26 protein-coding genes and 1 tRNA gene are annotated in these 25,392 nt (G+C 73.1%); 16 read left to right on the forward strand and 11 right to left on the reverse strand.

The window, feature by feature from the left end:
- The first annotated feature begins 20 nt into the window (after positions 1-20).
- The 9 genes from JE024_RS20280 to JE024_RS20320 all read left to right on the forward strand — a co-directional run bounded on the left by JE024_RS20280 (position 21) and on the right by JE024_RS20320 (position 5,734).
- Positions 21-1,004, forward strand: a complete 984-nt coding sequence (locus JE024_RS20280; RefSeq protein WP_205374942.1) for a hypothetical protein — start codon at positions 21-23, stop codon at positions 1,002-1,004.
- A complete protein-coding gene (locus JE024_RS20285; protein ID WP_205374943.1) occupies positions 994-2,079 on the forward strand; it encodes a hypothetical protein in 1,086 nt (361 codons plus the stop codon). Before JE024_RS20280 ends, JE024_RS20285 begins: the two co-directional genes overlap by 11 nt.
- Positions 2,080-2,817 (forward strand): hypothetical protein, encoded by a 738-nt coding sequence (locus tag JE024_RS20290; protein WP_205374944.1) that lies wholly within the window; start codon positions 2,080-2,082, stop codon positions 2,815-2,817.
- Positions 2,814-3,068 (forward strand): hypothetical protein, encoded by a 255-nt coding sequence (locus JE024_RS20295; protein WP_205374945.1) that lies wholly within the window; start codon positions 2,814-2,816, stop codon positions 3,066-3,068. Before JE024_RS20290 ends, JE024_RS20295 begins: the two co-directional genes overlap by 4 nt.
- Positions 3,069-3,133: 65 nt before the next feature.
- A complete protein-coding gene (locus tag JE024_RS20300; protein WP_205374946.1) occupies positions 3,134-4,054 on the forward strand; it encodes an N-acetylmuramoyl-L-alanine amidase in 921 nt (306 codons plus the stop codon).
- Positions 4,055-4,195: 141 nt separating this feature from the next.
- Positions 4,196-4,510 carry a hypothetical protein gene (locus JE024_RS20305; RefSeq protein ID WP_205374947.1) on the forward strand — a complete coding sequence of 105 codons (315 nt, stop codon included), beginning with the start codon at positions 4,196-4,198 and terminating at the stop codon, positions 4,508-4,510.
- A complete protein-coding gene (locus JE024_RS20310) occupies positions 4,510-4,983 on the forward strand; it encodes a hypothetical protein (protein ID WP_205374948.1) in 474 nt (157 codons plus the stop codon). Before JE024_RS20305 ends, JE024_RS20310 begins: the two co-directional genes overlap by 1 nt.
- On the forward strand, positions 4,980-5,330 hold the full coding sequence (locus tag JE024_RS20315) for a hypothetical protein (RefSeq protein WP_205374949.1): 351 nt from the start codon (positions 4,980-4,982) through the stop codon (positions 5,328-5,330). Before JE024_RS20310 ends, JE024_RS20315 begins: the two co-directional genes overlap by 4 nt.
- A gap of 155 nt (positions 5,331-5,485) precedes the next feature.
- On the forward strand, positions 5,486-5,734 hold the full coding sequence (locus tag JE024_RS20320; RefSeq protein WP_205374950.1) for a hypothetical protein: 249 nt from the start codon (positions 5,486-5,488) through the stop codon (positions 5,732-5,734).
- Here the strand turns inward: JE024_RS20320 and JE024_RS20325 are convergent.
- The gene (locus JE024_RS20325) at positions 5,731-6,771 is read right to left on the reverse strand and encodes a helix-turn-helix domain-containing protein (RefSeq protein WP_205374951.1); all 1,041 of its coding nucleotides are present in this window, start codon (positions 6,769-6,771) and stop codon (positions 5,731-5,733) included. The two genes, JE024_RS20320 and JE024_RS20325, sit on opposite strands and share 4 nt — an antisense overlap.
- Before the next feature lie 103 nt (positions 6,772-6,874).
- On the opposite strand from JE024_RS20325, the gene JE024_RS20330 reads away from it, so the two are divergent.
- Complete coding sequence (locus JE024_RS20330) at positions 6,875-7,261, forward strand: DUF6415 family natural product biosynthesis protein (protein ID WP_205374952.1); 387 nt, start codon at positions 6,875-6,877, stop codon at positions 7,259-7,261.
- A 204-nt stretch (positions 7,262-7,465) separates the two neighbouring features.
- Here JE024_RS20330 and JE024_RS20335 read toward each other — a convergent pair whose 3' ends face one another.
- From JE024_RS20335 to JE024_RS20355, 5 genes are all read right to left on the reverse strand, one after another.
- Entirely contained in the window at positions 7,466-7,726 is a 261-nt protein-coding gene (locus JE024_RS20335; RefSeq protein WP_205374953.1) for a helix-turn-helix transcriptional regulator, read from the reverse strand.
- 428 nt (positions 7,727-8,154) lie between these two features.
- A tRNA-Arg gene (locus JE024_RS20340) sits at positions 8,155-8,230 on the reverse strand.
- An 84-nt stretch (positions 8,231-8,314) separates the two neighbouring features.
- Positions 8,315-9,814, reverse strand: coding sequence for a SulP family inorganic anion transporter (locus JE024_RS20345; protein WP_205374954.1), 1,500 nt, complete (start codon positions 9,812-9,814; stop codon positions 8,315-8,317).
- On the reverse strand, positions 9,811-10,407 hold the full coding sequence (locus JE024_RS20350; protein WP_205374955.1) for a carbonic anhydrase: 597 nt from the start codon (positions 10,405-10,407) through the stop codon (positions 9,811-9,813). Before JE024_RS20350 ends, JE024_RS20345 begins: the two co-directional genes overlap by 4 nt.
- Positions 10,408-10,585: 178 nt before the next feature.
- The gene (locus JE024_RS20355) at positions 10,586-10,969 is read right to left on the reverse strand and encodes a hypothetical protein (RefSeq protein ID WP_205374956.1); all 384 of its coding nucleotides are present in this window, start codon (positions 10,967-10,969) and stop codon (positions 10,586-10,588) included.
- A gap of 610 nt (positions 10,970-11,579) precedes the next feature.
- On the opposite strand from JE024_RS20355, the gene JE024_RS20360 reads away from it, so the two are divergent.
- On the forward strand, positions 11,580-13,262 hold the full coding sequence (locus tag JE024_RS20360; RefSeq protein ID WP_244883001.1) for a class I adenylate-forming enzyme family protein: 1,683 nt from the start codon (positions 11,580-11,582) through the stop codon (positions 13,260-13,262).
- Between the two features lie 5 nt (positions 13,263-13,267).
- Here JE024_RS20360 and JE024_RS20365 read toward each other — a convergent pair whose 3' ends face one another.
- Complete coding sequence (locus tag JE024_RS20365) at positions 13,268-14,554, reverse strand: M6 family metalloprotease domain-containing protein (RefSeq protein ID WP_205374957.1); 1,287 nt, start codon at positions 14,552-14,554, stop codon at positions 13,268-13,270.
- Between the two features lie 298 nt (positions 14,555-14,852).
- On the opposite strand from JE024_RS20365, the gene JE024_RS20370 reads away from it, so the two are divergent.
- Together JE024_RS20370 and JE024_RS20375 are read left to right on the forward strand one after the other, a co-directional pair.
- The gene (locus JE024_RS20370) at positions 14,853-15,521 is read left to right on the forward strand and encodes a TetR/AcrR family transcriptional regulator (RefSeq protein WP_205374958.1); all 669 of its coding nucleotides are present in this window, start codon (positions 14,853-14,855) and stop codon (positions 15,519-15,521) included.
- A gap of 180 nt (positions 15,522-15,701) precedes the next feature.
- On the forward strand, positions 15,702-17,225 hold the full coding sequence (locus JE024_RS20375) for an MFS transporter (protein ID WP_205374959.1): 1,524 nt from the start codon (positions 15,702-15,704) through the stop codon (positions 17,223-17,225).
- A gap of 249 nt (positions 17,226-17,474) precedes the next feature.
- Here JE024_RS20375 and JE024_RS20380 read toward each other — a convergent pair whose 3' ends face one another.
- Positions 17,475-17,990, reverse strand: a complete 516-nt coding sequence (locus JE024_RS20380) for a MarR family winged helix-turn-helix transcriptional regulator (protein WP_205374960.1) — start codon at positions 17,988-17,990, stop codon at positions 17,475-17,477.
- Positions 17,991-18,088: 98 nt separating this feature from the next.
- On the opposite strand from JE024_RS20380, the gene JE024_RS20385 reads away from it, so the two are divergent.
- Both JE024_RS20385 and JE024_RS20390 read left to right on the forward strand, forming a co-directional pair.
- Positions 18,089-18,871 (forward strand): dioxygenase family protein, encoded by a 783-nt coding sequence (locus tag JE024_RS20385; protein WP_205374961.1) that lies wholly within the window; start codon positions 18,089-18,091, stop codon positions 18,869-18,871.
- 437 nt (positions 18,872-19,308) lie between these two features.
- On the forward strand, positions 19,309-20,307 hold the full coding sequence (locus JE024_RS20390; protein WP_205374962.1) for a sigma-70 family RNA polymerase sigma factor: 999 nt from the start codon (positions 19,309-19,311) through the stop codon (positions 20,305-20,307).
- Between the two features lie 260 nt (positions 20,308-20,567).
- Here JE024_RS20390 and JE024_RS20395 read toward each other — a convergent pair whose 3' ends face one another.
- On the reverse strand, positions 20,568-21,527 hold the full coding sequence (locus tag JE024_RS20395; RefSeq protein ID WP_205374963.1) for a helix-turn-helix transcriptional regulator: 960 nt from the start codon (positions 21,525-21,527) through the stop codon (positions 20,568-20,570).
- A 62-nt stretch (positions 21,528-21,589) separates the two neighbouring features.
- Here JE024_RS20395 and JE024_RS20400 point away from each other — a divergent pair, with 62 nt between their 5' ends.
- Positions 21,590-23,143 carry an MFS transporter gene (locus JE024_RS20400; RefSeq protein ID WP_205374964.1) on the forward strand — a complete coding sequence of 518 codons (1,554 nt, stop codon included), beginning with the start codon at positions 21,590-21,592 and terminating at the stop codon, positions 23,141-23,143.
- An 83-nt stretch (positions 23,144-23,226) separates the two neighbouring features.
- Here JE024_RS20400 and JE024_RS20405 read toward each other — a convergent pair whose 3' ends face one another.
- The gene (locus JE024_RS20405) at positions 23,227-23,985 is read right to left on the reverse strand and encodes a DUF6227 family protein (protein ID WP_205374965.1); all 759 of its coding nucleotides are present in this window, start codon (positions 23,983-23,985) and stop codon (positions 23,227-23,229) included.
- Positions 23,986-24,129: 144 nt separating this feature from the next.
- Positions 24,130-25,200, reverse strand: coding sequence for a P1 family peptidase (locus JE024_RS20410; RefSeq protein ID WP_205374966.1), 1,071 nt, complete (start codon positions 25,198-25,200; stop codon positions 24,130-24,132).
- Between the last annotated feature and the right edge of the window lie 192 nt (positions 25,201-25,392).

The raw sequence follows: 25,392 nt of genomic DNA on the forward strand, positions 1-25,392 counted from the left end.
CGATGTGAGAGGAGCCGTTGATGCCCACGGACCCGACGTGGCAGAACACGGTGGCGTACGACGGCGCGGAGCTCCGCCGGGCGGACTCCATGCTGCTGATGGGCAACGCCGCGGCGGGCGGCGGCCGCAGCGGCGTGCGGCCCGGCGACCCGGGCCTGACCGTGTCGCTCGCCGGATCGACCATCAACGTGTCCGCCGGCGTCGCCGCGATCGCGTGGCCCGGGCAAGGCGTCTACCGCGTCGCCCTGCCGGCGTCGGTGTCGCCCGGTTCGGTCGCGGCCGCGCACGCCACCCTGCCCCGGATCGACCTCGTGTATCTGCGCGTGTGGGACACCGACGTCGACGCCTCCGGCCTGCGGCAGGCCGATCCCGTGTACCTGGCGGGGACCGCCTCGTCGACGCCGGCGGCGCCGACCCCCGCCGGAACGGTCGTCTACATGCCGCTCGCCACGATCAGCGTGCCCGCGTCCGGCGGCGGCTCCCCGGCCGTGTCCACGGCGGTGCGGCCGCTCACGGTGGCGCCGGGCGGCATCCTGCCCGGGCAGGCGTCCACACCGGCGTCCCCGTACACGGGGCAGGCCTGGCACGACGGCACCGACCTCAAGGTCTGGAACGGCTCCTCGGTCGACACGTACGCGAAGGTCCGCAACACCCCGTACACGGCCCTCAGCGTCGCCTCGGGCTTCACCACGCCGTTCGGTTCCCTGTCCCCGCTCGGCGCCCGCCTGGTCGTCGACGACGGCGTGACCATGGTCAAGCTCCGCGGCTCCGTCGGCTGCACCTCCGACGTGACCACCGCCCAGGTGTTCGCGACGTTCCCCGCCCAGTTCCGCCCGCCGGCCACCCAGCTCCGCACCATCACCGTGGCCCGGAACTACAACGCCAGCACCATGGGCAGCACCCGCGTGGAGATCGCCGCTAACGGCACCGCGACCGTCTACGGCTCGGTGGCCCCCGGGCAGACGACGTGGTTCTGCTTCGACGGGTGCGAATATGACATCTGACGCCGTCGTGCTCGACTGGTACGGCTGCGACCTGCGCACCGGCCGCATCGTCGAGGACCTCCCCGCCCTGCGCCCCACCGGGGTCCTCTCCCGCCGCCTCGGCGCGCACACGTCGACCGCCTTCGAGCTCGCCCTGGGCGGTGCGCCGGCCGACTGGGAGGCCGCCACCGCCCCGGGCCGCAGCCTCCTGGTCGCCGTCGACCGGGACACCGACACCCCCGTGTGGCCCGGCATCGTCCTGACCCGCGACGGCGGCAGCACCCAGACCGTGAACCTCGGCGCCGCGACCCCGGAGGCCTACCTGGAGCGCCGGTACACCGGGGACGTGACGATCGTGCAGCAGGACCAGGCGGACGCGGCCGCCGCCGCGGTGACGCCGGCGCTCACGCAGGGCCCGCCGTTCGTCCTCGACGCCACGGCGACCGGCACCCTGATGGACTGGATCGTCATGGACGGCGACGACCGCACCGCCCTGTCCGCGCTCCAAGAGCTGATGGGCCTCGACGGCGGCCCGGAGTGGACGATCGACGTCGCGTGGAAGGCGGACCGGTCGGGCTTCGACCTGCCGCTGCGGATCGCCTCCCGCATCGGCAGCCAGGCGCCAGCCCCTGAGGGGACGTTCGACTTCCCCGGCTGCATCTCCTCGTACACGCTCGCCGAGTCGTACGAGGCCGGGAAGGGAGCCACGGTCGTCCAGGCCCGCGGCGAGGGTGAGGGAACCTCCCGCCTGACCAGCGTGCCGCAGGTCGCCGACCAGCTCGAGGCGCTCGGCTGGCCCCGCTACGTCCACCGGTTCACCCCGGCGACCGGGGTCACCGACCCCGACCAGCTCACCCGGCACGCCGCCCAGGCCCTCGCCCTCATGGGCACCGGAGCCCGGGTCTGGACCGTGGACGCCGTCGCCTCCAAGGCGCCGCGCATCGGCCGGGACTGGGCACTCGGCCACACCGTCCGCATCGACGTCACCACCTCGCCCCGCCACCCCAAAGGCATGGACGTCGTCGCCCGCGCCTGGTCCTGGGAGCTCGACCCCGGAGCGGACCGCGTCCGCCCGATCCTCGTCCAGGAGGACTAGATGCCCACCCCCGCACACCAGCTCCCCGGCGGCCCGACCGACCTCAACCGGCGCGTCGCCACCCTGGAACGCGAACTCCGCGAACTGAGGGCCGCCCGCCGCGCCCGCCACACCTCCCTCGACGTCGACGGCTCCCTGCGCCTGGTCGACGCGCAGGGCAACGTCCTCACCGAGATGACGTCCTCCTTCGACGCCGACCGGCGCGCGGCCGTCGCCGCGTACGAGGAGCGCGGCGACCGCCGGTTCTACGCCGCCCTCGCCGCCGGCGACCTCGCGTTCGGCATCGACGGCATGCGCCGACAGGACGAGGGGCGCGTCGCCTTCGCCGACCTCGGCGACAGGCTGGAGCTCTACCTGTCCTCCGGCAGCCGCGAGAGCGCCGCCAGCAGCCTCGTGGTCATGTACTCCGGCACCGCGCCCGGGTCCGGGGACAGCCTCATTGACCTCGTCACCGACCGGGTCGCCGTGGGCGGGGTGCTCACCGCCGGCAGCATCGCGGTGGGGACCACGACCGTCACGCCGAGCGGGGCGAACATCCCCACGAGCTTTCTCGTGACCGGCCTCAACGTCCGGGGCAGCACGTTCCGCGCGTACGTCACCGCGGCGACCGCAGTCCCCGGCGGCGCCGGCGTCACCGGCGTCGGTGCCACCAACGTCACATCAGGCGGGTTCACCCTCTGGGTCACCCGCGCGAACACAACCCCGACAGCCCTCTACTGGATGGTGATAGGCCAATGATCAAAGTCAACAAGCCCGCCGACGTCCCCACCGAGCCGCAGCCGATCGTCTGGCAACCCTACCTGTACTACCGGGTCACCGCCCGCGACGACAACGAGGACTGCGTCAACTACGAGCAGGTGTTCCTCTGCGAGCCGTTCTATTCCAACGACGGCGCCCCGATCCGCACCCGCGCGGTGTGCGGCCGCTGCGGCCACGACATGACCCTCCTGACCGCCGAGCTCCTGGTCCCGCAGCCTGAGGTCTCCTGACCTCGTCCCCCTCCCACGACGGCCCCGCCCACCGGCGGGGCCGTCCGCACATCTGGAGCACACCCATGGCAACACCCCTGTCCGCGGACAGACTCCTGCAGGCCCTCCGCGCGGAGGGCCTGCGCGTCGTCGAGCACAGGAGCTGGCGGACGAACAACCGCAACCACAAGGGCCCGTGGGGGCCGGTCGAGGGCGTGATGATCCATCACACCGTCACCTCCGGCGCCCAGGCCACCGTCGATCTCTGCTACAACGGCCACTCGGCCCTGCCCGGCCCCCTGTGCCATGGCGTCATCGACAAGACCGGCACCGTGCACCTGGTCGGGTACGGGCGCACGAATCACGCCGGACTCGGCGACGACGACGTACTGCGCGCGGTCATGGCCGAGGGCACCCGCCCTGCCGACAACGAGGCCAACACCGACGGCAACCGGTACTTCTGGGGCTTCGAGTGCGTCAACCTCGGCGACGGCGAGGACCCCTGGCCCGCCGCCCAGCTCCTCGCCATCGAGCGCGCCTCAGCCGCGGTCATCCGCGCGCAGGGCTGGCGCAGTGCGCGCCGCGCGATCGGGCACGCCGAGTGGCAGCCCGGCAAGATCGACCCGCGCGGGTTCACCATGGACGCGATGCGCGGCCGGATCGCGACCCGCCTCGGCACCAGCGCGCCCGCGCCGCTCCCCGCCCCGCAGGCCCCCGTCGTCGACCTCTCCCGGCTCATCACCGCGGCGCGCACCGACCCGGCCCGCTCCGGTACCCCCGTCACCTACACGGGGGTGCGCACCGTGGAGGCCGCCCTGATCGACGCCGGCCTCCTGGCCAAGGTCTACGGCGATGGGCACTACGGCAGCAGCACGGTGGCCGCCTACGCGAAGTGGCAGCGCTCCAAGGCCGGCGGCTCCTACACGGGCGCCGCTGCCGACGGCATCCCCGGCCGCGCCAGCCTCGACCGCCTCGCCAAGCGCGCCGGCTTCAAGGTCGTGGCGTGAGAGAGCGCCTGATCTGCCCCAACTGCCTCGCCCCCCGCTGGTCGCCCGGACACATGCTGCGCGTCGCCATCGGCATCTGCAAGCCCTGACATCCGGCCGCCACTCCGGCGGCCGGACCCGTCTCACGGAAGGAGCGGGCCCATGGCCACCTCCCTGTACGTCTCCGTCATGCGCACCGTCGTGCCGCTCGTCGCCGGGTGGCTCATCACCACGGGTGCCCGCGCGGGCCTCGAGCTCGACGGCGAGCGCACCGTCACCCTGGTCCTGGCGGGCTGCACGGCCGTCTACTACGTGGTGTTCCGCTGTCTGGAGATAGCCGGGCAGCGGGCCCGCGGCACCGCGCTGCAGACCGTCGCCGGACTGTTCCTCGGGTGGGCCCGCCCGCCGGAGTACCCGGCCAAGCCTGCCCTGCCCCCGGTCACCGGCGATGCCTACCGTGGGCAGGCGAACGGCTGATGCGGGCCCTGTTGCAGCGCGTGGGCCACCGCCTCGGCTATCGCGGCATGGCCCTCCTGGTGTGCGGCATCGCGTGGCTCAACTGGGGGTTGGGCCTCCTGATGGATCCGCGGTACGGAACGGTCCGCGGAGCGTCCGCGCTCACCGCGGTGGCGCCCATGCCCGTCTGGGCCTGGGCCTGGATCGGGACCGGTGTCCTGTCCTGCTCCGCCGCCGTCCTGCCGAGCTCACGGGACTGGTGGGGCTGGGCCGCCGCCACCGCGATGCCCGTCGTCTGGGCCGCCGCCTACACCAGCGCCCGCGCCCTGGGCGAGTTCCCGCAAGGGCTCACCTCGGGACTCACCTGGCTGGCGTCCCCTGCGCTGGCACTGATCGTCGCCGCCTCCACCCGGCGGCTCGTACACCTGCGGCGGGAGGTGGCGACACTGCGACGCACCGTCGTCCCGCCGGCAGCACGAGGGGACGGCCCATGAACGAAAACACCCTGTACGGTCTGGCGAGTCTGATCATCGGCGGAGGGTTCTCCGTCATCGTGGCCATGGTGTCGAGGCCGCGGCCGGCGGCTGCGGAGGTGACGGCGGAGCAGCCCGAGGGCAGCCTGTCGACCATCGCGGACATCGCCTCCGTCGTCGCCGCGCAGGGTAAGAGGATCAACGAGTTGGAGGCCGGGCAGGACGCGGCCCGTGAACGCGAGGCCGGGCAGGACCGCGTCATCCGCGCGCTCCGGCGGTACGTCATCGTCCTGCAGGAGACGATCCGCGGCTCCGGCATACCCGTGCCCGATCCAACTCCCGACGACGCCCCCCTGATACAGCAGTGACAACGCCCCCGCCCCGGCTACGGCCGGCGGCGGGGGCGCTCTCTGCGTTTCGCCTCCGGGCCCCGGGCCGCGCGCTACTCTGAGGGCTGATGCGAGACCCCGGGCCCGACACCCGGGGTCTCCGTCATGTCGGGCCCCGGGGCTACGATCCGCGGATGCGCACCTACGACATCACGTTCCGAGTCCTGCCCGCCGGCGTTGGGCCGGACGACTATGAGCCGGCCGACCTCGAGGAGCGGACCGAGCGGTGCACGTTCCCCGACCCGGGCCCGGATGACACCTACGAGCTCAACGGCGAAACGCGCGAGTACGGGCCGCACCACGCCCACCAGGTCTCAGCCATCAAGGCCACCCTCGACGAGGGCCAGGAGCCGCTCATCATCCGGACCCGGCTCGTCGACTAGGACCGGCGCTCGGCCTCGGCCAGGCGCTGCTCGTAGTGGGCGCGGTCGCGCGGGTACCCGTCGAGCTCGGGCAACACCTCGCGGAACATGGCGGCCGCCTCGTCCCAACGGTGGCAGGCCGCGGCCGCGTCAGCAGCCTGCAGCCGCGCCCTGGTTGGCGTGAGCCAGTACAGCCAGCCCGGGCGGTCCGCCTCGTCCTCGGAGGCCAGGGCCAGTGCCAGGGCGCGATCGGACAGACGCCGCGCACGGTCCCGCTCGCCGAGAGCGGCGGCCGCCATGCATGCCTGATGCGTGGCCGCCGACTCCGCGACGGAGGACAGCGGCCCGGGGAGCGCCCGGGCCGCCTCGGCCGTGCGCAGGGCCCGGATGGGGTCGCCAGCGCGCAGCGAGTACCAGGACCGGACGCGGTACGCCCATGACGACATGTCGACGTGCCCGCCGTCGACCGCCCAGCCGTGCGCCGTGTCGATCCATGCCAGGGCCGGGCCTGTGCGCTGCTCCTGCCAGGCCACCCAGGACAGCCAGTGCGCGTGCTCGGCCGCCAGGAGCATCAGCCGGTCCGCGGCCGCGCCACTCGTCGACGGGATCAGAGCGGTCACGGCGTCGAGCTGGGCACGGACCACGGGCCACAGCGCGCGGCCGCCCACCTCGTCCTCGGCACGCCGGTGCTGAGCGAGGACGTCACCGATCCACTCGGCGGTGCGGAGATCGGTGCGGCCGGTCGCGTGCCCGTGCGCGATGCGTTCGCGGAGGGCGGCGGGCGGATCCCAGGTGCTCGGCTGGTCTTGTGTCATGCCTGTCAGTTCGCTCGGCACCTGCAGCCCCTTGGCTAGGCGGGCCATGAGGTCGGCGGACGTCACCCGTCGGCGGCCCGACTCGATAGCGGAGATGTGCGGCTGTGCGACGCCTGTGAGTATCTGCAGGTGTCGCTGCGAGATGCCGGCGGCCCTCCGGTATTCGCGGAGGATCTCGCCCCAGTCGCCACGCACCCAGGCAGCGCGCAGCCTGACGTCTGTCCACAGTGCCCGACCACTCATGCCAGGACGATACGCCCGGGCGATACACAGTGTGTATCGGATCCGGCACACCCTGCTGGCACTCTGGCCTTTCGTCCACACCGAGTCGGGTCGGGAGAGACCAATGAGCAGCCAGGTAAGCCCTGCGTCCGTTACTACAGACGCCACGCCGCCGGACCTCGCGACGATGCGGGAGACCGGGCGCCGGGTGCATGCCCTCGACGGGCCGCCGCCGGCCGCGGACCTGGCCGTGCTGCTGGACACGCTTCGCGGCCACGTCCAGCTCCTCGTCCCCGACATCCGGGCCCTCATCCGCGCCGCGCCCGCCGGTGACTACGCGGCCGCCGTGGCCCTGGTCGGCGTAGACGAGGCATGGCGCCGGCTGAACACACCGCCGGGATTCGGCACCTACGCGGCGTACCGGCACGCCCGCAAGGTCGCGTTGTCCGTGCTGTCGCTCTGCGACCACTGGGAGAACCTGGCCCGCCCGGGCGCCGCCGCAGCACATTGACCAGCGCTCAGGTGCAGCTGATCTACGAACGGATCGGCCGCCAGTACGACCGGACACCCTGCAGGGAATGCCACGGCACCCAGACGATGGCCGTCCTCATGGGGGACAGAATCATCGTCACCTGCGAGGCCTGCGGTGGCGCGACGCCCAGGAGGCGGCTAGCCCCGGACGACTACCCCAGCAGTGCCTCGACCGCCCGGAGGGCTACTCACTCGGGTGAGGGGGATCGCCTAGGAGGTCGGGCCAGGTGACCTCGAGCGCCTGGGCGAGTAGAACGAGATCCAGGTGTCCGGGGTCGCGCTCGCCGAGCTCCCATCGAATGATGCTGCGCCGCTCGACGAGGGCCCGCTCCGCGAGCTGCTCCTGGGAGAGGCCAGCAGCCTGCCGCAGTAACGCGAGGCGATGTCCAAACGCAGCGCGGCGGGCGAGGATCCACGGCGGGCGAGGGTAGCGACGGGAAGGCACTCGACAGACGCTTGATCGAGATCGATCATGTGTCAGTACCTAAGTGGTCACAGTCGATGATCCAGGGCTATGGCATATGCATGAGCCATGCCTCGCTGTATGGTGCAGCGAATAGAACACCTGTTCACACCTTCGAGTGAACCGGCGCTTGACTTCCATTCCTCTGGGGATGGGGGAGGTGTGTCGGGGTACGAGGCGGCACCTCCGTTCCCGGCACTAGGGCGACCCCCGGCAGCGCACGCCGGGGGTCGCTTCTAACTCCATCCCCCCGCCATGATCATTTGGGAGGAATTTGGGAGCCGCGCTCCCTGACCCATAGTGTCATCAGTGCGACTGAGACTGTTGCGGTTGCGACTCTCACGTGAGAGGCCAGGTCCGGGATCAGCGTCCCGACCTGGCCTCTTCTCTCGTTCACACCTGGTGAACAGTGGTGCCCCCGGCAGGATTCGAACCTGCGACACCCGCTTTAGGAGAGCGGTGCTCTATCCCCTGAGCTACGAAGGCGGGGCGGCCGTGTGCCCGGGTGGGACGGGCCGCCGCGGACAGTGTAGCGGGTGGGGTGGGGGCGGGCGGGTGGTGATCGGGGGGTCAGGGGGCGGGGGTGCCGATGGGGGAGGGGCCGGTCAGGCGGACCGGTTCGGTGCCGGTGGTGCTGTGGCGGGCCGCCCAGGTCTCCAGGGCGGTGCGGCAGGCGTGGTCGAGGTGGTGGAGGCCCGAGAGGTCGAGTTCGACGGGGCGGTCCTGGGGGAGGGCCTCCAGGCTGTCGAGTATCTTCGGCAGGCGCAGGAAGGTGGCGTTCCCCGACAGGTGGGCTTGCACGGGGCCGGCGCCCTTGTCTATGACCTCCAGCCGGATGTGGGACGCCTCCCAGGCGGCCTTGACGACGGAGAGGGCCAGGCCGATCAGGACGCCCTCGAACATGTTGACCGCGACGATGGACGCCGCCGTGACCACCAGGATCAGCGCCTCGCCCCGGTGCTCGCGCCACAGGCCGCCGAGCGCCCGCAGCGGGATGAGCTTGGAGCCCGCGTGGATCAGGACGCCCGCGAGGGCCGGCAGCGGGATCAGCGCCAGGGCGGACGGCAGCAGCGCCGCGAAGAGCAGCAGCCACACTCCGTGCATCACCCGGGACGCCTTGGTCCTCGCACCGGCCCGGACGTTGGCCGAGCTGCGCACGATCACGGCGGTCATGGGCAGGGCGCCCAGCAGGCCGCACACGGTGTTCCCGGCGCCCTGGGCGACGAGTTCCTTGTTGTAGTCGGTCCGGGGTCCGTCGTGCAGCCGGTCCACGGCCGCCGCGCTGAACAGGCTCTCCGCGGAGGCGATCAGGGTGAAGGCGGCGACCGTCCCCAGCAGCCCGAAGCCCAGCAGCCCGGCGAAGGCGTCGGGCGAGGGCGGCTGGACGGCGTCGAACAGGCCCTGCACCTCGACCGTGGCCACCGGGAGCCCGAACGCGAGGGACGCGAGGGTGGCGAGCACGACCGCCGCCAGCGCCGCGGGGACGGCGCGCAGCGGCCGGGGCAGACGGTTCCACAGCACGAGTACGGCGACGGTCGCCGCGCCGAGCGCCAGCGAGGTGAGGGCGCGGGTGTCGCCGGTCGCGCCGGCGAGCGTGCCGGGCAGCCCGGTCAGTTTGTCCAGGCCGGACGCCGGGGCCGGCAGCCCCGCGGCGGCGTACAGCTGGCCCGCGATGAGCACCAGGCCGATGCCGGCGAGCATGCCCTCGACGACCGACACCGAGATGGCCCGGAACCAGCGGCCCCAGCCGAGGCCGCCCATGGCGAGCTGGAGCAGTCCGGCCGTGAGCACGATCACCCCGAGGGCGGGCAGCCCGAACTGCTGGACCGCCTCGAAGACCAGCACGGTCAGTCCGGCGGCGGGGCCCGAGACCTGGAGGCTGCTGCCGCGCATCATGCCGGTGACGAGTCCGCCGACGATGCCGGTGATCAGCCCGAGTTCGGCGGGCACCCCGGAGGCCACGGCGACGCCCACGCAGAGCGGGAGGGCGACGAGGAAGACGACGAGGGAGGCGGCGAAGTCCTGCCGCAGGTGGGGGAAGCGGGCCGGGCGGTCCCCGTCGGCGTTCACAGCGCGAGGAAGGCGTCGGAGCGGACGTCGTGCGCGAGGACGCGGCCGGTGTGCACCTCGTAGAACCAGCCGTGCAGGCGCAGCCGGCCCGCGGCGAGGCGCTGGGCGACGGCCGGGTACGCGCGCAGCCGCAGCAGTTGGGTCAGGACGTGGGTCTGCACGGCCGAGGTGACGGCGGGGTCCTCGGCTGACCCGGGCGGCAGCGCGGCTGCGGACTCCTGGGCGAGCCAGTCGCGGACGGCCGGTACGGCGGTGAGGTCGTCGCCGCGGACCAGGGCGCCGACGGCGCCGCAGTGGGAGTGGCCGCAGACGACGATGTCGGCGACGCCGAGGACCTCGACGGCGTACTCGACGGTGGCGGCCTCACCGGTGGGCCGCCCGGTGCCGTGCGGGGGGACGATGTTGCCGGCGGAGCGCAGCTCGAAGAGTTCGCCGGGCCGGGCGCCGGTGATCAGGGCGGGCACGACCCGGGAGTCCGAGCAGGTGATGAAGAGGACCTGGGGCGTCTGTCCCTCGGCCAGCCGGGCGAGTTCCCCGGGGCGTCCTGCGGACCGGCGGCCGTACGAGCGGGCGTGGTCGATCAGCGGTTGCATGGCAGTTGTTCCTCCTGGCGCGCCGGTGGGAGGCGCGTCGGTGCGTACGAGTCAGGGCGCAGGCGGGCACGGCGGAGCGCTCCCCCGTGTGCGCGGGCGGACGCGGGGGACGCGTCGCGCGCGGGGCGTGGGGGCCGGTGACGGGGAGTCGCTTCGCGGGCTCGTGCCGCGGGTCAGCTCAGCAGCGGAACACCTGGAGTGCGGGCAGCGAGCGGCCCGTCGCCGGTCTCGGCCCGTCCGCCGACGGCGGAAGGACCGGTGGGCGGGCGCCGGGGGAGGCGTCGGCGGCGCGCACGAGATGGTGGACGGTCCTCGGCGTCAGATCGCCGGGGCCGCGCGTGCGGTCGCGCCGGGACCAGTCGACCGGGTCGGTGGGCTGGTCCTTGCCGCGGCAGTGGACCGTTTCCTCAACGGCCCGCTCCGGGTGGTGGGGGCGCTCCGGAAGCGCGGGCGCGGTGGCCGCGTGCGCCGCGTGGGCCGGCGTCGTGGGCGCCGGGAACAGCAGGGCGGCGAGCACCAGCGCCAGGAGGACACATGCCGAGCGGGGCGTCGCACGGTGCATGGCGCGCTCCTTCCGCCGGAGTGGTGTCTCCTCCTCGCATTTCCAGGAAGCTAACACGCGCAAATTGCATGAAGCGTTAACTTCGAGTGAAGGCATCGACGGGCGTGCGAACGAATGGCCTGAATTCATCTCCACGGGCCAGCGGGGGAGCGGCCGAGAGCATTAGAGGCCCGGGACGGGTTGGCCGGATCATGGTGTCCACGTGGGGATATGCCGTTGGCCATTTCTCCGGGCGGGGGTGTATGTGGTCGTCCTGTGAAGCGCCGGGGAATTCTCCGGACGGGGTGGTCCGGGTGTCGTAGGTGAATACGTGATTCGCACATGCGCACGATCCAGCGGCAGGATGGAGGCCCGGGGTACGCCTGTGCGAAAGCCTTTCCGGTGACGGCGTTCGGGGCGCCTTTCGTGGGTGCCCGCACCGGGCGCCTGGCGGGTCTTGCCCGTGCCGCCCGGGTGCGCATAGCGTCGCCGGCACGACCGCCGGGAGCCGGCGCCGAGGCCTCCGGCACGACCGCCGCCGCCGAGGTCGCCGATATGACCGCCGGCGCCGATCTTCGGTACGACCGCCGCCGAGGTCGCCGATGCGACCGCCGAGAGAGGGGCCCACAGCGTGCCGCACCCCGAGACGAACGACCCCGCGTACGCCCGCCTCACCGCGCCCGGGGCGCCGTTCGCCGTGGAGCGCGGCGAGGACGGGGCGCTGGAGTACGTGAGCGGCCCGCGGACGCTGCGTGAATTCGCCGAGACCACCTGGGCGTTCGGCGAGCGGCCGTTCCTCGTCGCGGAGAGCGGGACCCTCACGTACGGGGAGTTCTTCGCCGCGGCGAGCGCCCTCGCGTGCCGGTTCACCGAGGAGTACGGCTTGGTGCCCGGCGACCGCGTCGCCATCGCCATGCGCAACCACCCCGAGTGGCAGATCGCCTTCTGGGCAGCCCAGTTGGCGGGGGTCGTCGCCGTCCCCCTCAACGCATGGTGGACCGAGCCGGAACTGACGTACGCGCTGGACGACTGCACGCCCCGGCTGCTGCTCGTCGACGGGGAGCGCCTGCCGCGGATGGACGCCTGGCGGCGGCGCAGGGGCGCGCGCTGCGTCGTCTTCCACGGCGACGGGCCGCGGGCCGAAGGGGTGGAGCGCTACGAGGACTTCCCGGCGCCCGATCCGTACGCCGCGCCGCCCGCCGTGGACGTCGCCCCCGAGGCGGACGCCACGATCATCTACACCTCCGGCACCACGGGCCGCCCCAAGGGCGCCGTCGCCACCCAGCTCGCGCAGGCCGGCGCCACCGTCCACCCGCGGTTCCACGCCACCGCCGCGGCCCTCGCGCGCGGCGCCGTCCCCGGGCAGGGCCCGAGCCCGGTCACCCTGATGACGTTCCCGTTCTTCCACGTCGCCGCGTTCACCACGCTCTACGCGATGATGGGCGTCGGCGGCACGCTCGTCCTGATGCGGCGCTGGGACGCCGAGCGGGCCCTCGCCCTCGTCGAGGAGCACCGGGTCACCCACTACTCCGGGGTGCCGGCCACCGCCCTCCAACTGCTCGACGCCGCCCGGCGGACGGGGGCGGGCCTGGAGACGCTGACCCATCTCAACACCGGCGGCGCCGCGCCCCCGCCGGACCTCGTGGGGCGGCTGACCGCCGCGTACGGACGGCGGATCGAACCGCGCAACGGCTACGGGCTCACCGAGACCAGCGGCGGGATGCTCGCCGCATCCGGCGACGGCTACCGCGCCGACCCCGGCGGCGTCGGCCGTCCCGCGCCCGCCGTGGAGACCCGTGTCGCCGGACCCTCGGGCGAGGCCCTGCCCGAGGGCGAGGTCGGCGAGCTGTGGATCCGTGGCCAGGGCGTCGTCCGCGGCTACTGGCGCGACCCGGCCGCGAGCGCCGCGGCGTTCCACGAGGGCTGGTTCAGGACCGGGGATCTGGCCACGGCCCGCGACGGGCGGATCAGCATCGTCGACCGGCTGACGGACATGATCGTCCGCGGCGGCGAGAACGTGTACTGCGTCGAGGTCGAGGCGGCCCTGCACGGGCACCCCGACGTCGACGACTGCGCGGTGCTGGGCATGCCGCATCCGGAGCTGGGCGAGGAGGTGGCGGCCGTGGTCCGGCTGCGACCGGGCGCCACGGCGGGTCCCGGGGACCTGCGCGAGCACGTCGGCGCGGTGCTCGCGGCGTTCAAGGTGCCGGCGCACGTGGTGCTGCGCGACGAGCCGCTGCCCCGCAACGCCACGGGCAAGATCCTCAAGCGGGAGCTGCGGGACGGTTTCGTGGCACAGCGCGTGGACGGCTGACCGGTTCAGGAGCGGGTGACCCGCACCCGGTAGGTGCCCTCGTCCTCGCCGACGACGAGGACGCGCACGCCGTTCTTCTTGTCGGTGAAGGTCTCGCCGGGCCGGAACGGCGCGTCGGACAGCTCGGCGTGGACGTTGGGGCTGCGGGTGCAGCCGCCGCTGTCGGGCTGGCTGTCCTCGACGGTCACCGGGCCCTGGCCGGTGTCCACGTTGCTGCGGACGTGGTAGATCAGCACGCCCGGCTCGCAGACGGCGTCGTCGTTGCCCTCACGGGTGCGCACCTCGATCGCGTAGCCGGCGTCCTCGCCCAGCGGCACGATCGCCATCTTGGAGCCGCCGGAGACGGCGAGCGGGGTGAGCGCGTACTCGGTGGTGCCCGGTGCGGCGGCGCAGCGGATCTGGTCGTTGTCCAGCCAGCCCAGCTTCCACTTGTGCCAGCCGAGCAGGTCGTTGTTGGCCCCCCAGTCCTCGGACATGATGTCCCAGTGGCCGACGGCGCCGCCGCCCTGCGCCGTGTAGAGGTCGGGCAGCCCGAAGACATGGCCGTTCTCGTGCGGCAGGACGCGGTAGCCGGTCTCCTCGTACGATCCGGAGCCGTCGTCCTGGCGGCTGTACACGAAGGACGTGTTGGCCAGCGGCACCCCGTCCGCGTGCGGCGCCTCGTCGTTGCCGGAGAAGGTCACGGAGAGCACGGTGTCCAGCGCGGAGGGGCCGGCGTTCGGGGTGACGATCACGTTGACGAGGTCGTACGCACTGAAATCGACCTCGGCGTCGGCGACCTCGACCAGGTCCTCGACGAGTGCCCGGTAGCCGGGCTCGTAGGGGGAGCCGCGGTCGAGGCCGTACTCCGCGAACGGCTTCGGCATCCGCAGCCAGTCGCCGACCGGGGCGTGGGGGCGATAGGCGAGCCGGCCGTACGAACTGGTCCTGAACCACTCCGAGGTCTGCGGGAAGAACTCGGCGAGCCGGTCCAGCGCCGCGCCCTCGCCCTCCGCGTCGGAGAAGTCGATCATCAGGTTGAGGGCGCTGACCTCGCCGGTCGAGCGGGTGTACCCGGCGGGGGTGGGGAGGCCCTCCGACATCTGCACGCCCAGGACCGAGGCGATGCGGCACGGGCCGAGCCCGGTGGTGTCCGGAGCGGCGACCGGGCCCGCCGACGCCCGGGTGGAGACGGGGAGCGTCGCGCTCGCCGTGGTGAGCCCCGCGAGCGCGAGCGCGGCGAGGGCGGCGAGGGGGCCGAGGCGGGACCGGCGGCCGTTCCGGCTGCGTATCCGGTGGCGGGGCTGCTGCATGCGTTCGCCTTCGGGGCCGCGGCAGCAGGCCGGACCCTGGCTGCGCTCTGTCGATCAGCCTCAGTCGGGCGGGTGCGCGGCGCGCGCCGGGTGGTCCGATCGGGGAGTCTTCGGGGCGCGGGGGATTGAGAAGCGCGAGAGTGACGCAGGTCACATCGAGCTCGGGAAATAACCGGGGATCGTTTCCCCGTTTGCACCCCTGTCCCCCGCGAAACGGGGATGGGCTCCCCGCTTACGGGGCGGCCCCGCACACGCACCCGGCGCACCCGCCGGAGTACGACCGGAAGGATGTGGAGCCGTGGGTACCGCCGCCACCGAGACGCCCCGCGTACCGCGACCGAGGGCCGACGCCCTGCGGAACCGTGAGCGGATCGTGTCGGCCGCGCGCGAGATGTTCGTCGAGTTCGGACCGGAGGTCCCGCTGGACGAGATCGCACGCCGCGCCGGCGTCGGCAACGCCACGCTCTACCGTCACTTCCCCGACCGGCAGGTCCTCGTCCGCGAGGTCGTCGTCTCCGTGATGTCCCGGACCACCGAACAGGCGGAGCGGATGACGGCCGAGGAGGCCGACCCGTTCACCGCCCTGCGGCGGTTCGTGCACATCGCGGCGGACGAGCGCGTCGGCGCGCTGTGCCCGATGCTCTCGGGCGACTTCGACGCCGACCACCCGGATCTCCACACCGGCCGCGAACGCCTCGACCAGGCGGTGCTGAGCCTCGTGGAGCGCGCGCAGTCGGCGGGCCGGATGCGCGCCGACGTGGCCGTCGGAGACCTGATGGTCGCCCTCTCCCAGCTCACCCGGCCGCTGCCGGGCACGGGCTGCCTGAGCATGGACCGATTCGTCCACCGCCATCTCCAGCTGTTCCTGGACGGACTCGAGGCGCCCGCGCGCTCCGAGCTGCCGGGCGCGGCCGCGACCCTCGAAGACCTGCGGAGCACCGCCATGACGGAGACGGAGCGCGGCTGACGCCTCGGCGGCACCGACCGCTCCCGCCGGACCGCACCCCACCCGGGCGCCCGTCCCGGCCCCTTCACCTCACCCCGCCCCGGGGCGTCCCGACGCCGTGACGCCCACCCGGCGGACTTGTTCACCGACCTTCCGCCGCGCCCTCGCGCGACCCTTTTCCGTACAGAGGTGGCCAGACCCATGCCGAAAACTCCTGACATATCACTGCCTGATCCGAGTCGCTGGAAGGCCCTGGTCTTCATCGCCCTCGCCCAGCTGATGGTCGTGCTCGACGCGACGATCGTGAACATCGCGCTGCCGACCGCCCAGCAGGACCTGGGGATCTCCGACGGGAACCGGCAGTGGGTCATCACCGCCTACGCCCTGGCCTTCGGCGGTCTGCTGCTCTTCGGCGGACGCATCGCCGACCTGTGGGGACGCAAGCGGACCTTCGTGGTCGGCCTGATCGGCTTCGCCGCCGCGTCCGCGCTCGGCGGAGCGGCCACCGGTGAGGCGATGATGCTCGGCGCCCGCGCACTCCAGGGCGCCTTCGGCGCGCTGCTCGCGCCCGCCGCGCTCTCCCTGCTCGCCGTGATGTTCACCGATGCCAAGGAGCGCGCCAAGGCGTTCGGCATCTACGGCGCGATCGCCGGTGGCGGCGGCGCCGTGGGCCTGATCCTCGGCGGCTTCCTCACCGAGTACCTGAACTGGCGCTGGACCTTCTTCGTCAACATCCCGTTCGCGATCGTCGCCGCCGTCGGCGCGTACTTCGTCATCCGGGAGCCCGCGGGCACCCGCAACCGGGCCTCGCTCGACATCCCCGGCGTCGTGCTGTCCACGCTGGGTCTGGTCGCGCTGGTCTACGGCTTCACCCGGGCCGAGTCGGCCGGCTGGTCCGACTCGCTGACGGTCGGCATGTTCGTGGCCTCGGCCGTGCTGCTGCTCGCCTTCGTCGTCACCGAGGCCAAGGTGGCCGCCCCGCTGCTGCCGCTGCGCGTCCTGACCGAGCGCAACCGCGGCGGTGTCTACCTCTCGCTGGGCCTCGCCGTCATCGCGATGTTCGGGCTGTTCCTCTTCCTGACCTTCTACCTCCAGGTCGTGAAGGAGTACTCGCCCGTGATGACGGGCTTCGCCTTCCTGCCGATGATCGTCGGCATGATCACGGGCTCCACCCAGATCGGCGCCCGGCTGATGACCCGTGTGCCGCCCCGGCTGCTGATGGCTCCGGGCTTCCTGCTCGCCGCCCTCGGCATGCTGCTCCTCACCCAGCTCGACGTGAACAGCTCCTACGCGGGCCTGATCCTGCCCGCGCAGCTCATGCTGGGCCTCGGCATGGGTACGGCGTTCATGCCGGCGATGTCGCTGGCCACGCACGGGGTGGACCCGGCCGACGCCGGAGTCGCGTCCGCCATGGTCAACACCTCGCAGCAGGTGGGCGGCGCCATCGGCACCGCGCTGCTGAACACCATCGCCGCGTCCGCCACCACCTCGTACATCGCCTCGCACGCCGCGGGCGCGAGCGACCCGAGGGTCCTGGAGCTCCAGGGCATGGTGCACGGCTTCTCGTCCGCGATCTGGTGGGCCGTCGGCATCCTGGCCGCCTCCGCCGTGATCGCCGCGACCTTCGTCAACACCGGCCGTCCGGGCGGCGGTTCGCCCGTCGCCGGCTCCGGTGCCGGTGAGGGCGCCGAGGACGAGGTCCGGATCCCGGTCGTCGCCCACTGAGGCGCGCCGGGGCCGCGGAAGGCCGCGGACCACGCCAGGGGCCCCGCACGGTGCAGACCGTGCGGGGCCCCTGGCGTCGAGGTGCGGCGCATTCCGGGGGTGCATCGCGGTTCGGCGAGGGCCGGCGAGCTGTGTCGCGGTGCCCTGCGGTGCGGTGTGGACTGTCGCGGTGCCCTGCGGTGCGGTGTGGACTGTCGCGGTGGGTGAGGCGAGGTGGGGTGCAGTCCGGCGAGGTGCCGGCGCGGTCCGTCAGCGCAGCCAGGGGAGGTCCGCGCCGGTGTCCTGGGGCTGGAGGGCCTCCGCCATCACCTGCATGATGTCGCCGAGCTGCCGGACCTGTTCGGGCGAGAGGCGGTCGAAGATCGCCTGGCGCACGGCCTCCACGTGTCCCGGCGCGGTCCGCCTGAGGACCTCGAAGCCCTCGTCGGTGAGGACCGCGTTCTGTCCCCGCCGGTCGGAGGGGCAGTCCTCGCGGCGCACCCAGCCGTTCTTCTCCAGGCGGGCGACCGCGTGCGAGAGGCGGGAGCGGGTGATCTTCGCGTCGATGGCGAGCTCGGTCATCCGGCGCCGGCGGTGCGGTGCCTGGGAGAGCTGCACCAGCAGGCCGTAGTAGACGTGCGGCATGCCCGCGTCCCGCTGCAGCTGGCGGTCGAGATGGTCCTCCAGGAGAGTGGTGGCGTGCAGGTAGGAGCGCCATACGCGCTGCTCGTCCGCGGTCAGCCAGCGCGGCTCGTCGCCGCTGCCGCCGATGGATGCCGTGTTCATGCGTCCCACTGTACGACCCCATCCTTGAATGTTGAACTAAATGGGTCTAGAGTGATTTTGAGCTTGAAAGTTCAAGTAGATTGGGAGCAGGAGCCGTCATGAATGCCACCCCCGCCGCGGAGCGCATGCCCGCCCTCTACCTCTCCCACGGCGCCCCGCCCCTCGCGGACGACCCCGTGTGGCCCGGCCAGCTCGCCGCCTGGTCGGCCGGCCTGCCCCGCCCCACCGCGATCCTGGTCGTCTCGGCGCACTGGGAGGAGGCCCCGCTCGCCCTCGGCGCCACCGAGACCGTCCCCCTGGTCTACGACTTCTGGGGCTTCCCCGAGCACTACTACCGGGTCCGCTACGAGGCCCCCGGCGCGCCCGCCCTCGCCGACTCCGTCCGCAAGATGCTGCGCCGCGCCGGCACCCCTGTGCAGGACGTGCCCGAGCGCGGCCTCGACCACGGCGCCTACGTGCCCCTCGTCGAGATGTACCCGGACGCCGGCATCCCGGTGCTCCAGATCTCCATGCCGACGCTCGACCCGGTCGAGCTCCTCGATATCGGCCGCCGCCTCGCCCCGCTGCGGGACGAGGGCGTGCTGATCGTCGGCAGCGGCTTCTTCACCCACAACCTCGCCGCCCTGCGGCACGGCGGGACGCCCGGCTGGTCCAGCGAGTTCGACGACTGGGGCCGCGAGGCCCTCGCCCACGCCGATGTGGACGCGCTGCTCGACTTCGAGAACAAGGCCCCGGCCGGCCGCCTCGCCCACCCCCGCACCGAGCACTTCGCCCCCCTCTTCGTGACCCTCGGTGCCTCGGAGGGCGAGCTGGGGACGGGGCGCAGCGTGATCGACGGCTTCTGGATGGGTCTGGCCAAGCGGTCCGTGCAGTTCGGCTGAGACGCGGCGCGGGACCGGAGGCCGGCGATACCGGTGAGGCCGGGGCGATGCCCGGAAAACGGCCGGGCATCGTCCGTGGACGAAGGGGAACCCTCCTGAGCAACCAGGAGGCGGCGGGGGCCGTCTTCCGGGGTGGGAGATCGACCGCGGACGGCGCTGTCCGGGGTGGATGCCGCGGTGCCGTACGTGACGGCCGTCTCACGCGCCCACCGGTCACCGGTGGACGCGAGGTCGTCGGATCACCCTCCGTGCCCGCTCTGACCTGCGCTTCGGTGGGAGGTCCGGTCGTCCCGTCTGCCCTGGTGGCCGGGCAGGGTACTGCATGATCACGGAAATCGATGCACCGCATGGGAATTCTGTCCGGATTCCAGTCGTTGTTTCCATCGGATGCAGGGCACCCGAAAGGGTGTCGCGACCTACTTTGCAAGGGAGCTCGCATGGCAACCCGTGCCGTCGCCCGTCGTCAGGCCGAGTCCGGAGGGACCGACAGGGCGGGCAGCGTTCGCGCCGTGGGCGGAGAGATCGCCGACCGCGACCTGGTCGGCATGTATCTCGACGAGATCGCGCGGACGCCACTGCTCGACGCCGCCAAGGAGGTCGAGCTTTCCCAGACCATCGAGGCGGGCGTCTACGCCCGTCAGATCCTGGACGGGGACGTGGAGAGCGAGGCCCAGGGGGCCACGCGTGAGGAGCTCGAGGCGCTCGCCGAGGCCGGTGAGCGCGCCAAGGACATCTTCATCCGCTCCAACCTGCGCCTCGTCGTCGCCGTGGCCCGGCGCTACCCGCGCAGCGGCCTGCCGCTCCTCGACCTGATCCAGGAGGGGAACGCGGGCCTGGTGCGCGCCGTCGAGAAGTTCGACTACGCGAAGGGCTTCAAGTTCTCGACCTACGCCACGTGGTGGATCCGCCAGGCGATCACCCGGTCCATAGCCGACCAGTCCCGCACCATCCGGCTCCCCGTCCACCTGGTGGAGGAGCTGGGCCGGATCCGCCGCGTCCAGCGCGAGTTCAACCGAGAGCACGGCAGGGACCCGGAGGCCGCCGAGGTGGCGGAGGAGCTGGGCTCCACCCCCGAGCGCGTCGTCGACGTGCTCGACTGGGCCCGTGACCCGGTCAGCCTGAACATGGGCGTGGACGACGCGGGCGAGACCCAGTTCGGCGACCTGCTGGAGGACACCTCGGCGGTCTCGCCCGAGCAGTCGGTGCTCACGCTGCTGCGCAGCGAGGAGCTCGACGGCCTGATCGGCAAGCTGGACAACCGCACCGCCTCGATCATCCGGATGCGCTACGGCATCGAGGACGGCCGGGAGCGCACGCTCACCGAGGTCGGCAAGGAGCACGGGCTGACCCGGGAGCGGATCCGCCAGATCGAGAAGCACGCGCTGCTGGAGCTGAAGAAGATGGCGCGCGACACGGGCTTCGACGCGGCGGCCTGATCTCCGGCCGCGCACGCCGGCCCGGCCCTGGCCGCGCCTGCCCCCCGGCAGGCGCCGACCACGACCGGGCGCCCGGTACGGCACCCGCCGGACCGGGCGCCGCCGTGTGCCGGGGCGCCGGCCCGACACCTGCCCGGCGGCGGCCTGCCCGCCGCGCGCACCGGACGGCACGCCCGGCCGGGCCCGGTGTTTGCGGACCGTCGTGAGCATCAGGCGAGTCACCCGGCCGGGCCCGGTGCCTGCCCGGACCGCCGCGCGTCTCAGGCGGTCGCCCGGCCGAGCCTGGTCGCCAGGCCCGCCATGTGCTCCCGCAGCGCGGGCGGCCCGTGCACGGTGAACTCGCAGTCCACCAGCGCCAGCCGCAGCGCCAGCCACTCCACCGAGTCCGCCGACCGGGTGCGCAGCCGGCAGGCGTTCTCGCCCGCGGGCACCGGCGCCCCGAGATGCTCGGGCAGCCGCGCCGCCACCTGCGGCGCCGGCGCGCGGAACGTCACGTCGATCTCGTGCTCCGGCTGCTGGCGCGACATGGTGTGACCGAGCAGCTCGGCCGCGTCGCCGACCGGAGCCGGCCGCGGGGTGAAGCGCGCCCCCGTCGCGAACGGCTCCGTCACCCGGTCCACCCGGAAGGTGCGCCAGTCCTCGCGCTGGAGGTCGAACGCGACCAGGTACCAGCGCCGCCCCGTGGAGACCAGCCGGTACGGCTCGACCAGCCGCTTGGTCTCGGCCCCGTCACCCGCCCGGTACGCGAAGCGCAGCCGCTCCTGGCCGGTGACCGTGCCCGCGATGGCCGTCAGGATGTGGGGGTCGATCGACGCGCCGTCGCCGCGGGCCAGCGGGAGCGTCGCCGCCTGGAGGGTGGCCACCCGGTGGCGCAGCCGGGACGGCAGCACCTGCTCCAGCTTCGCCAGCGCCCGTACCGATGCCTCCTCGATGCCCTCGATGGCGTGGCCGGCTCCGGCCCGCAGGCCGACGGCGATGGCGACCGCCTCCTCGTCGTCCAGCAGCAGGGGCGGCATGGCGGCCCCGGCGACCAGGCGGTAGCCGCCCACGGCGCCCTTGGTCGCCTCCACCGGGTAGCCGAGATCCCGCAGCCGGTCGATGTCGCGCCGGATCGTGCGCGGGCTGACCGTCAGCCGTTCGGCGAGCTCGCTCCCGGGCCACTCGCGCGGGGTCTGGAGGAGCGAGAGCAGATGCAGAAGTCGTGCCGGAGTGTCCGTCATGTCCCTCAGGATGCCCGTCATCTAGGCCGTGATCTGACCTATATGGCTTCCAGAATGCTCGTATGAGTTCACAGCAGGCACCCAAGCCCGCCGCGACGGGCGCGGCATCGGACCGCAGGCGATGGATCGCCCTCGCCATCGTCATGACCGCGGCGTTCATGGATCTGGTCGACGTCACGATCGTCAACATCGCCATCCCCAGCATCGAGCGCGACCTCGGGGCCTCCTTCGGCGCCATCCAGTGGATCACCGCCGGATACGCGCTCGCCTTCGCCGCCGGCCTGATCACCGGCGGCAGGCTCGGCGACATCTACGGACGCAGGCGCCTGTTCCTGACCGGCATCACCGCGTTCACCGTGGCCTCGGCGCTCTGCGGCTTCGCACCCAACTCGGAGATGCTCGTCGCAGCCCGGCTCCTCCAGGGCGCGTCGGCCGCGCTGATGGTGCCGCAGGTCCTGGCGATCGTGCACGTCACCTTCCCGGCGCACGAACGCGGCAAGGTGTTCGGACTCTTCGGCGCGATCGTCGGCCTCGGCGCCGTCTCCGGACCGCTTCTCGGCGCGCTGCTCACCCAGTGGAACCTCTTCGGCCTCGAATGGCGCCCGATCTTCCTGATCAACCTGCCGGTCGGCGTCGCCGCCCTGATCCTCGGCCGGAAGTACATCACCGAGTCCAAGGCGCCCCGCGCGCTCCGGCTGGACCTGGTCGGCGTCGCCCTGGTGACCCTCGCGCTGCTCATGCTGGTCTACCCGCTCACCCGCGGCCGCGAGCTGGACTGGCCGCTGTGGGGCCACCTCTGCATGGCGGGCAGCGTGCCGGTGTTCGCCGCGTTCGTCGTCTACGAGCGGTACAAGACCCGCAAGGACGGCTCCCCGCTGGTGGAACTGTCGCTGTTCCGGGTGAAGAGCTTCGCCGCCGGCATCGCCGTCCAGCTCACCTTCGGCATGGTGATGGGCATCTTCTTCCTGGTCTGGACGCTCTACATGCAGATCGGCCTCGGCTGGAGCCCGCTCAGGGCCGGTCTGACGGGCGTGCCGTTCTCCGTCGCGGTGTCGGCCGCCGCCGGCATGTCCGTCCAGCTCCTGGTGCCCCGCTTCGGGCGCAAGGTGCTCCAGGCGGGCGCGGCGACGATGGCCGCGGGCATGCTGCTCTACATCTGGGAGGCCGGCCGCTACGGCACCGCGATCCACTCGTGGCAGATGATGCTGCCGCTGGTCGTGATGGGCGTGGGCATGGGTCTGATCGTCGCGCCGCTGACCGACGCGGTGCTCTCGGAAGTGCCCCGGGAGCACGCCGGTTCGGCCTCCGGGCTCATCAACACCACCACGCAGATGGGCAACGCGCTGGGCCTCGGCCTGGTGTCCGTGGTCTTCTTCGGCGTGATCGACGAGGAGAAGCTCGCGCCGAGCGCCATGGGCCAGGCGTTCACCGACGCCTTCCAGAACTCGCTGTGGTGGGTGGTGGCGGTGCTGGGCGTCATCTTCGCGGTGATGTTCGCCCTGCCGGCCAAGCCGAAGCAGCACCTGGAGGCCGGTGCGGCCGACGAGCCGGAGAGCGGCGCCGGGGAAGCGGCCGGGGAGCGGCCCACCGAGCCGGAGCCTGCTCTCGCCCGCTGACCTCGCGCCGGTCGGTCCACCGGCACACCCGCCCGCCCGGCAGGCCCTCGGCCTGCCGGGCGGCGGCGCGTTTCACCGCGGGGTCAGCGCACCCGGGTGCGCAGTTCCATCGCCTCGCGGGCGGCCCGCTCGTCCTCGTAGACCTCGCACATGTGGCGGCCGTCGGGAGTCGCCGTGTGCTCGACCTCCCACAGGCTGGTCTCCGTGCCGTCGATCAGCAGGAAGGCGTGCTCGTAGAGGGTGAAGCCCGCGTCCTTGCCCAGCACGCGGTACTGGCGGCCGAAGACCTGGGTGATGTGGTGGGCGAACGCGGCCCGCAGCCGCCGGCCGGCCTCCTCCCCGGGGCGGTCCTCGTTCTCCGCCCGGCGCAGCACCCGGCGGGCGTGGTCCGCCGAGTCGTCGAGGACGTAGACCGGCGGGAGCGGCGGCGGGGGCGGCCCCATGAGCGAGGTGAGCAGTTCGAGGTCGGCGTCCATGTCGAAGCCGGTGGCGCCGAGGTCGTCGCCGAAGCCCGGGAAGCCCTCGGGCAGCCGGGACGCCGCGAGTCTGGCCTCGGACTCCTCCGCGTACAGCTCGTGCTGGTCGGCGCGGTCGCGCCCGGTGCTGTGCACCAGCTCCCACAGCGTCAGCGAGCCGCCGTCCCGCAGCAGGTAGGCGTGGCGGTACATGGACCGGTGCAGCCCCGCGGTGTGGTGCGAGAAGTGCAGCGAACTCACATGCGCCAGCGCCGAATCGAGACGCTCGACCATCGCGTCGGGCAGATCGAAGGAGTTGAGCGCCCGACCGAGGAGTCGCGCGAGATGAGCCCCGGTCGTCTCGTACGGATCGATGAGATCGTTCAAGAGGTGTCTCCAGGCCGTCGCCACACGTCACTTGCTGATTGCTAAACGTAGCGCTTGGGTCGGACAACGCGGTCAAGGTTCAGGTAAAACGACGGGGGACCCGGTGCAAGTTCCGGGAGACGTAAGGGCCTTGGCCGGGATCGGTCAGCCGGCCCCGTAGAGATCCCGGTACGAGGGGAACCAACCCCCCTGACCCTCGACCCCTTCCGCCGCGCGGACCGCCCGGACGATCGCCTCCGTGACGGTGTCGGCGCCCGCCGCCAGGATCTCGTTCAGCGCCAGCGGGTCCTCCTCACCGAGCGCCTTCGCGCCCGTGGCCAGGGCGAACACCGTGTCCCCGTCGTTGAGGAGATGCACCGGCCGCACGGCGCGGGCGATGCCGTCGTGCGCCGTGCCGGCGAGTTTCTGGGCCTGGGCGCGGGTCAGGTCCGCGTCCGTGGCGACCACCGCGAGGGTCGTGTTCAGGGGGGCGGGGCCGTTGCGTTCACGGGCCTCGGCCAGCCGGAGCTGCGCGGCGGCATGTACCGCGGGCGATGGACAGGTGGCGCGTTCGGTGACGTACGCGCCGTACAGCGCACCCGTGCGCGGGTCCACCGCCGAGCCCACCGCGTTGGCGACGACGAGGGCCGCCACCGTGACGCCGGAGTCCAGCACCTGGGACGCCGTGCCGACGCCGCCCTTGAAGGCCCCGATCACCGCGCCCGTGCCGGCGCCCACCGCGCCCTCCGGCACCGGGGCGCCCTCGGCCGTCGCGGCCGCGGCCTCCACCGCCGCACGGCCGGTCGAGGCGTCGGGCCGGGCCCGCCAGTCGCCCCCGCGGCCGAGGTCGAAGACACAGGCCGCCGGGACGACCGGGACGACCTGCGACGGGTCCGGGCCCACGCGCACGCCGCGCTGCCGCTCCTCCAGCCACGCCATCACCCCGGCCGCGGACTCCAGGCCGTAGGCGCTGCCGCCGGTCAGCACGACCGCCTCGACGCGCTGGACCAGGTTGCGGGGATCGAGCGCGTCGGTCTCCCGCGTCCCGGGACCCCCGCCACGCACGTCGACCGCCGCGACGGCGCCCCCGGCCGGGGCGAGCACGACCGTGGTGCCGGTGAGCGCCCGCGCTCCGGGGACCCGCGCATGACCGACCCGCAGACCCCGCACATCGGTCAGCCCGCCGCCGGCCCGCCCGTGCGCGCTGCCCGTCCCGCTGCTCTCGTCGACGTCCATGGTCCTCACGGTAGTTGAGCACCCGGCCTCGGCGAGAACGGTGCGGCGGCGGGGCAGGGCGGCCCGGGCCGGCCCGTGAGAGCTCCCGTGGCGCGGGCGCGGCCGGCCCTCGGTCGACTGCGCGCCCCGGCCGCGTGCCCCGGCCGGTGGCGGACCGGAGGGCGGCTGCGGGTGCCCGCGCCACGGCTCACC

The organism is Streptomyces zhihengii (assembly GCF_016919245.1).
Classification (GTDB): domain Bacteria; phylum Actinomycetota; class Actinomycetes; order Streptomycetales; family Streptomycetaceae; genus Streptomyces; species Streptomyces zhihengii.

What these genes read in the sequence shown, in the direction of transcription:
- JE024_RS20305 (WP_205374947.1), top strand. Translation starts at nt 4,196, where the DNA reads ATGGCCACCTCCCTGTACGTCTCCGTCATGCGCACCGTCGTGCCGCTC.
- JE024_RS20380 (WP_205374960.1), bottom strand. Translation starts at nt 17,990, where the DNA reads ATGAACACGGCATCCATCGGCGGCAGCGGCGACGAGCCGCGCTGGCTG.
- JE024_RS20315 (WP_205374949.1), top strand. Translation starts at nt 4,980, where the DNA reads ATGAACGAAAACACCCTGTACGGTCTGGCGAGTCTGATCATCGGCGGA.
- JE024_RS20295 (WP_205374945.1), top strand. Translation starts at nt 2,814, where the DNA reads ATGATCAAAGTCAACAAGCCCGCCGACGTCCCCACCGAGCCGCAGCCG.
- JE024_RS20355 (WP_205374956.1), bottom strand. Translation starts at nt 10,969, where the DNA reads ATGCACCGTGCGACGCCCCGCTCGGCATGTGTCCTCCTGGCGCTGGTG.
- JE024_RS20375 (WP_205374959.1), top strand. Translation starts at nt 15,702, where the DNA reads ATGCCGAAAACTCCTGACATATCACTGCCTGATCCGAGTCGCTGGAAG.
- JE024_RS20290 (WP_205374944.1), top strand. Translation starts at nt 2,080, where the DNA reads ATGCCCACCCCCGCACACCAGCTCCCCGGCGGCCCGACCGACCTCAAC.
- JE024_RS20350 (WP_205374955.1), bottom strand. Translation starts at nt 10,407, where the DNA reads ATGCAACCGCTGATCGACCACGCCCGCTCGTACGGCCGCCGGTCCGCA.
- JE024_RS20320 (WP_205374950.1), top strand. Translation starts at nt 5,486, where the DNA reads ATGCGCACCTACGACATCACGTTCCGAGTCCTGCCCGCCGGCGTTGGG.
- JE024_RS20365 (WP_205374957.1), bottom strand. Translation starts at nt 14,554, where the DNA reads ATGCAGCAGCCCCGCCACCGGATACGCAGCCGGAACGGCCGCCGGTCC.
- JE024_RS20285 (WP_205374943.1), top strand. Translation starts at nt 994, where the DNA reads ATGACATCTGACGCCGTCGTGCTCGACTGGTACGGCTGCGACCTGCGC.
- JE024_RS20395 (WP_205374963.1), bottom strand. Translation starts at nt 21,527, where the DNA reads ATGACGGACACTCCGGCACGACTTCTGCATCTGCTCTCGCTCCTCCAG.
- JE024_RS20300 (WP_205374946.1), top strand. Translation starts at nt 3,134, where the DNA reads ATGGCAACACCCCTGTCCGCGGACAGACTCCTGCAGGCCCTCCGCGCG.
- JE024_RS20400 (WP_205374964.1), top strand. Translation starts at nt 21,590, where the DNA reads ATGAGTTCACAGCAGGCACCCAAGCCCGCCGCGACGGGCGCGGCATCG.
- JE024_RS20385 (WP_205374961.1), top strand. Translation starts at nt 18,089, where the DNA reads ATGAATGCCACCCCCGCCGCGGAGCGCATGCCCGCCCTCTACCTCTCC.
- JE024_RS20310 (WP_205374948.1), top strand. Translation starts at nt 4,510, where the DNA reads ATGCGGGCCCTGTTGCAGCGCGTGGGCCACCGCCTCGGCTATCGCGGC.
- JE024_RS20390 (WP_205374962.1), top strand. Translation starts at nt 19,309, where the DNA reads ATGGCAACCCGTGCCGTCGCCCGTCGTCAGGCCGAGTCCGGAGGGACC.
- JE024_RS20410 (WP_205374966.1), bottom strand. Translation starts at nt 25,200, where the DNA reads ATGGACGTCGACGAGAGCAGCGGGACGGGCAGCGCGCACGGGCGGGCC.
- JE024_RS20325 (WP_205374951.1), bottom strand. Translation starts at nt 6,771, where the DNA reads ATGAGTGGTCGGGCACTGTGGACAGACGTCAGGCTGCGCGCTGCCTGG.
- JE024_RS20280 (WP_205374942.1), top strand. Translation starts at nt 21, where the DNA reads ATGCCCACGGACCCGACGTGGCAGAACACGGTGGCGTACGACGGCGCG.
- JE024_RS20330 (WP_205374952.1), top strand. Translation starts at nt 6,875, where the DNA reads ATGAGCAGCCAGGTAAGCCCTGCGTCCGTTACTACAGACGCCACGCCG.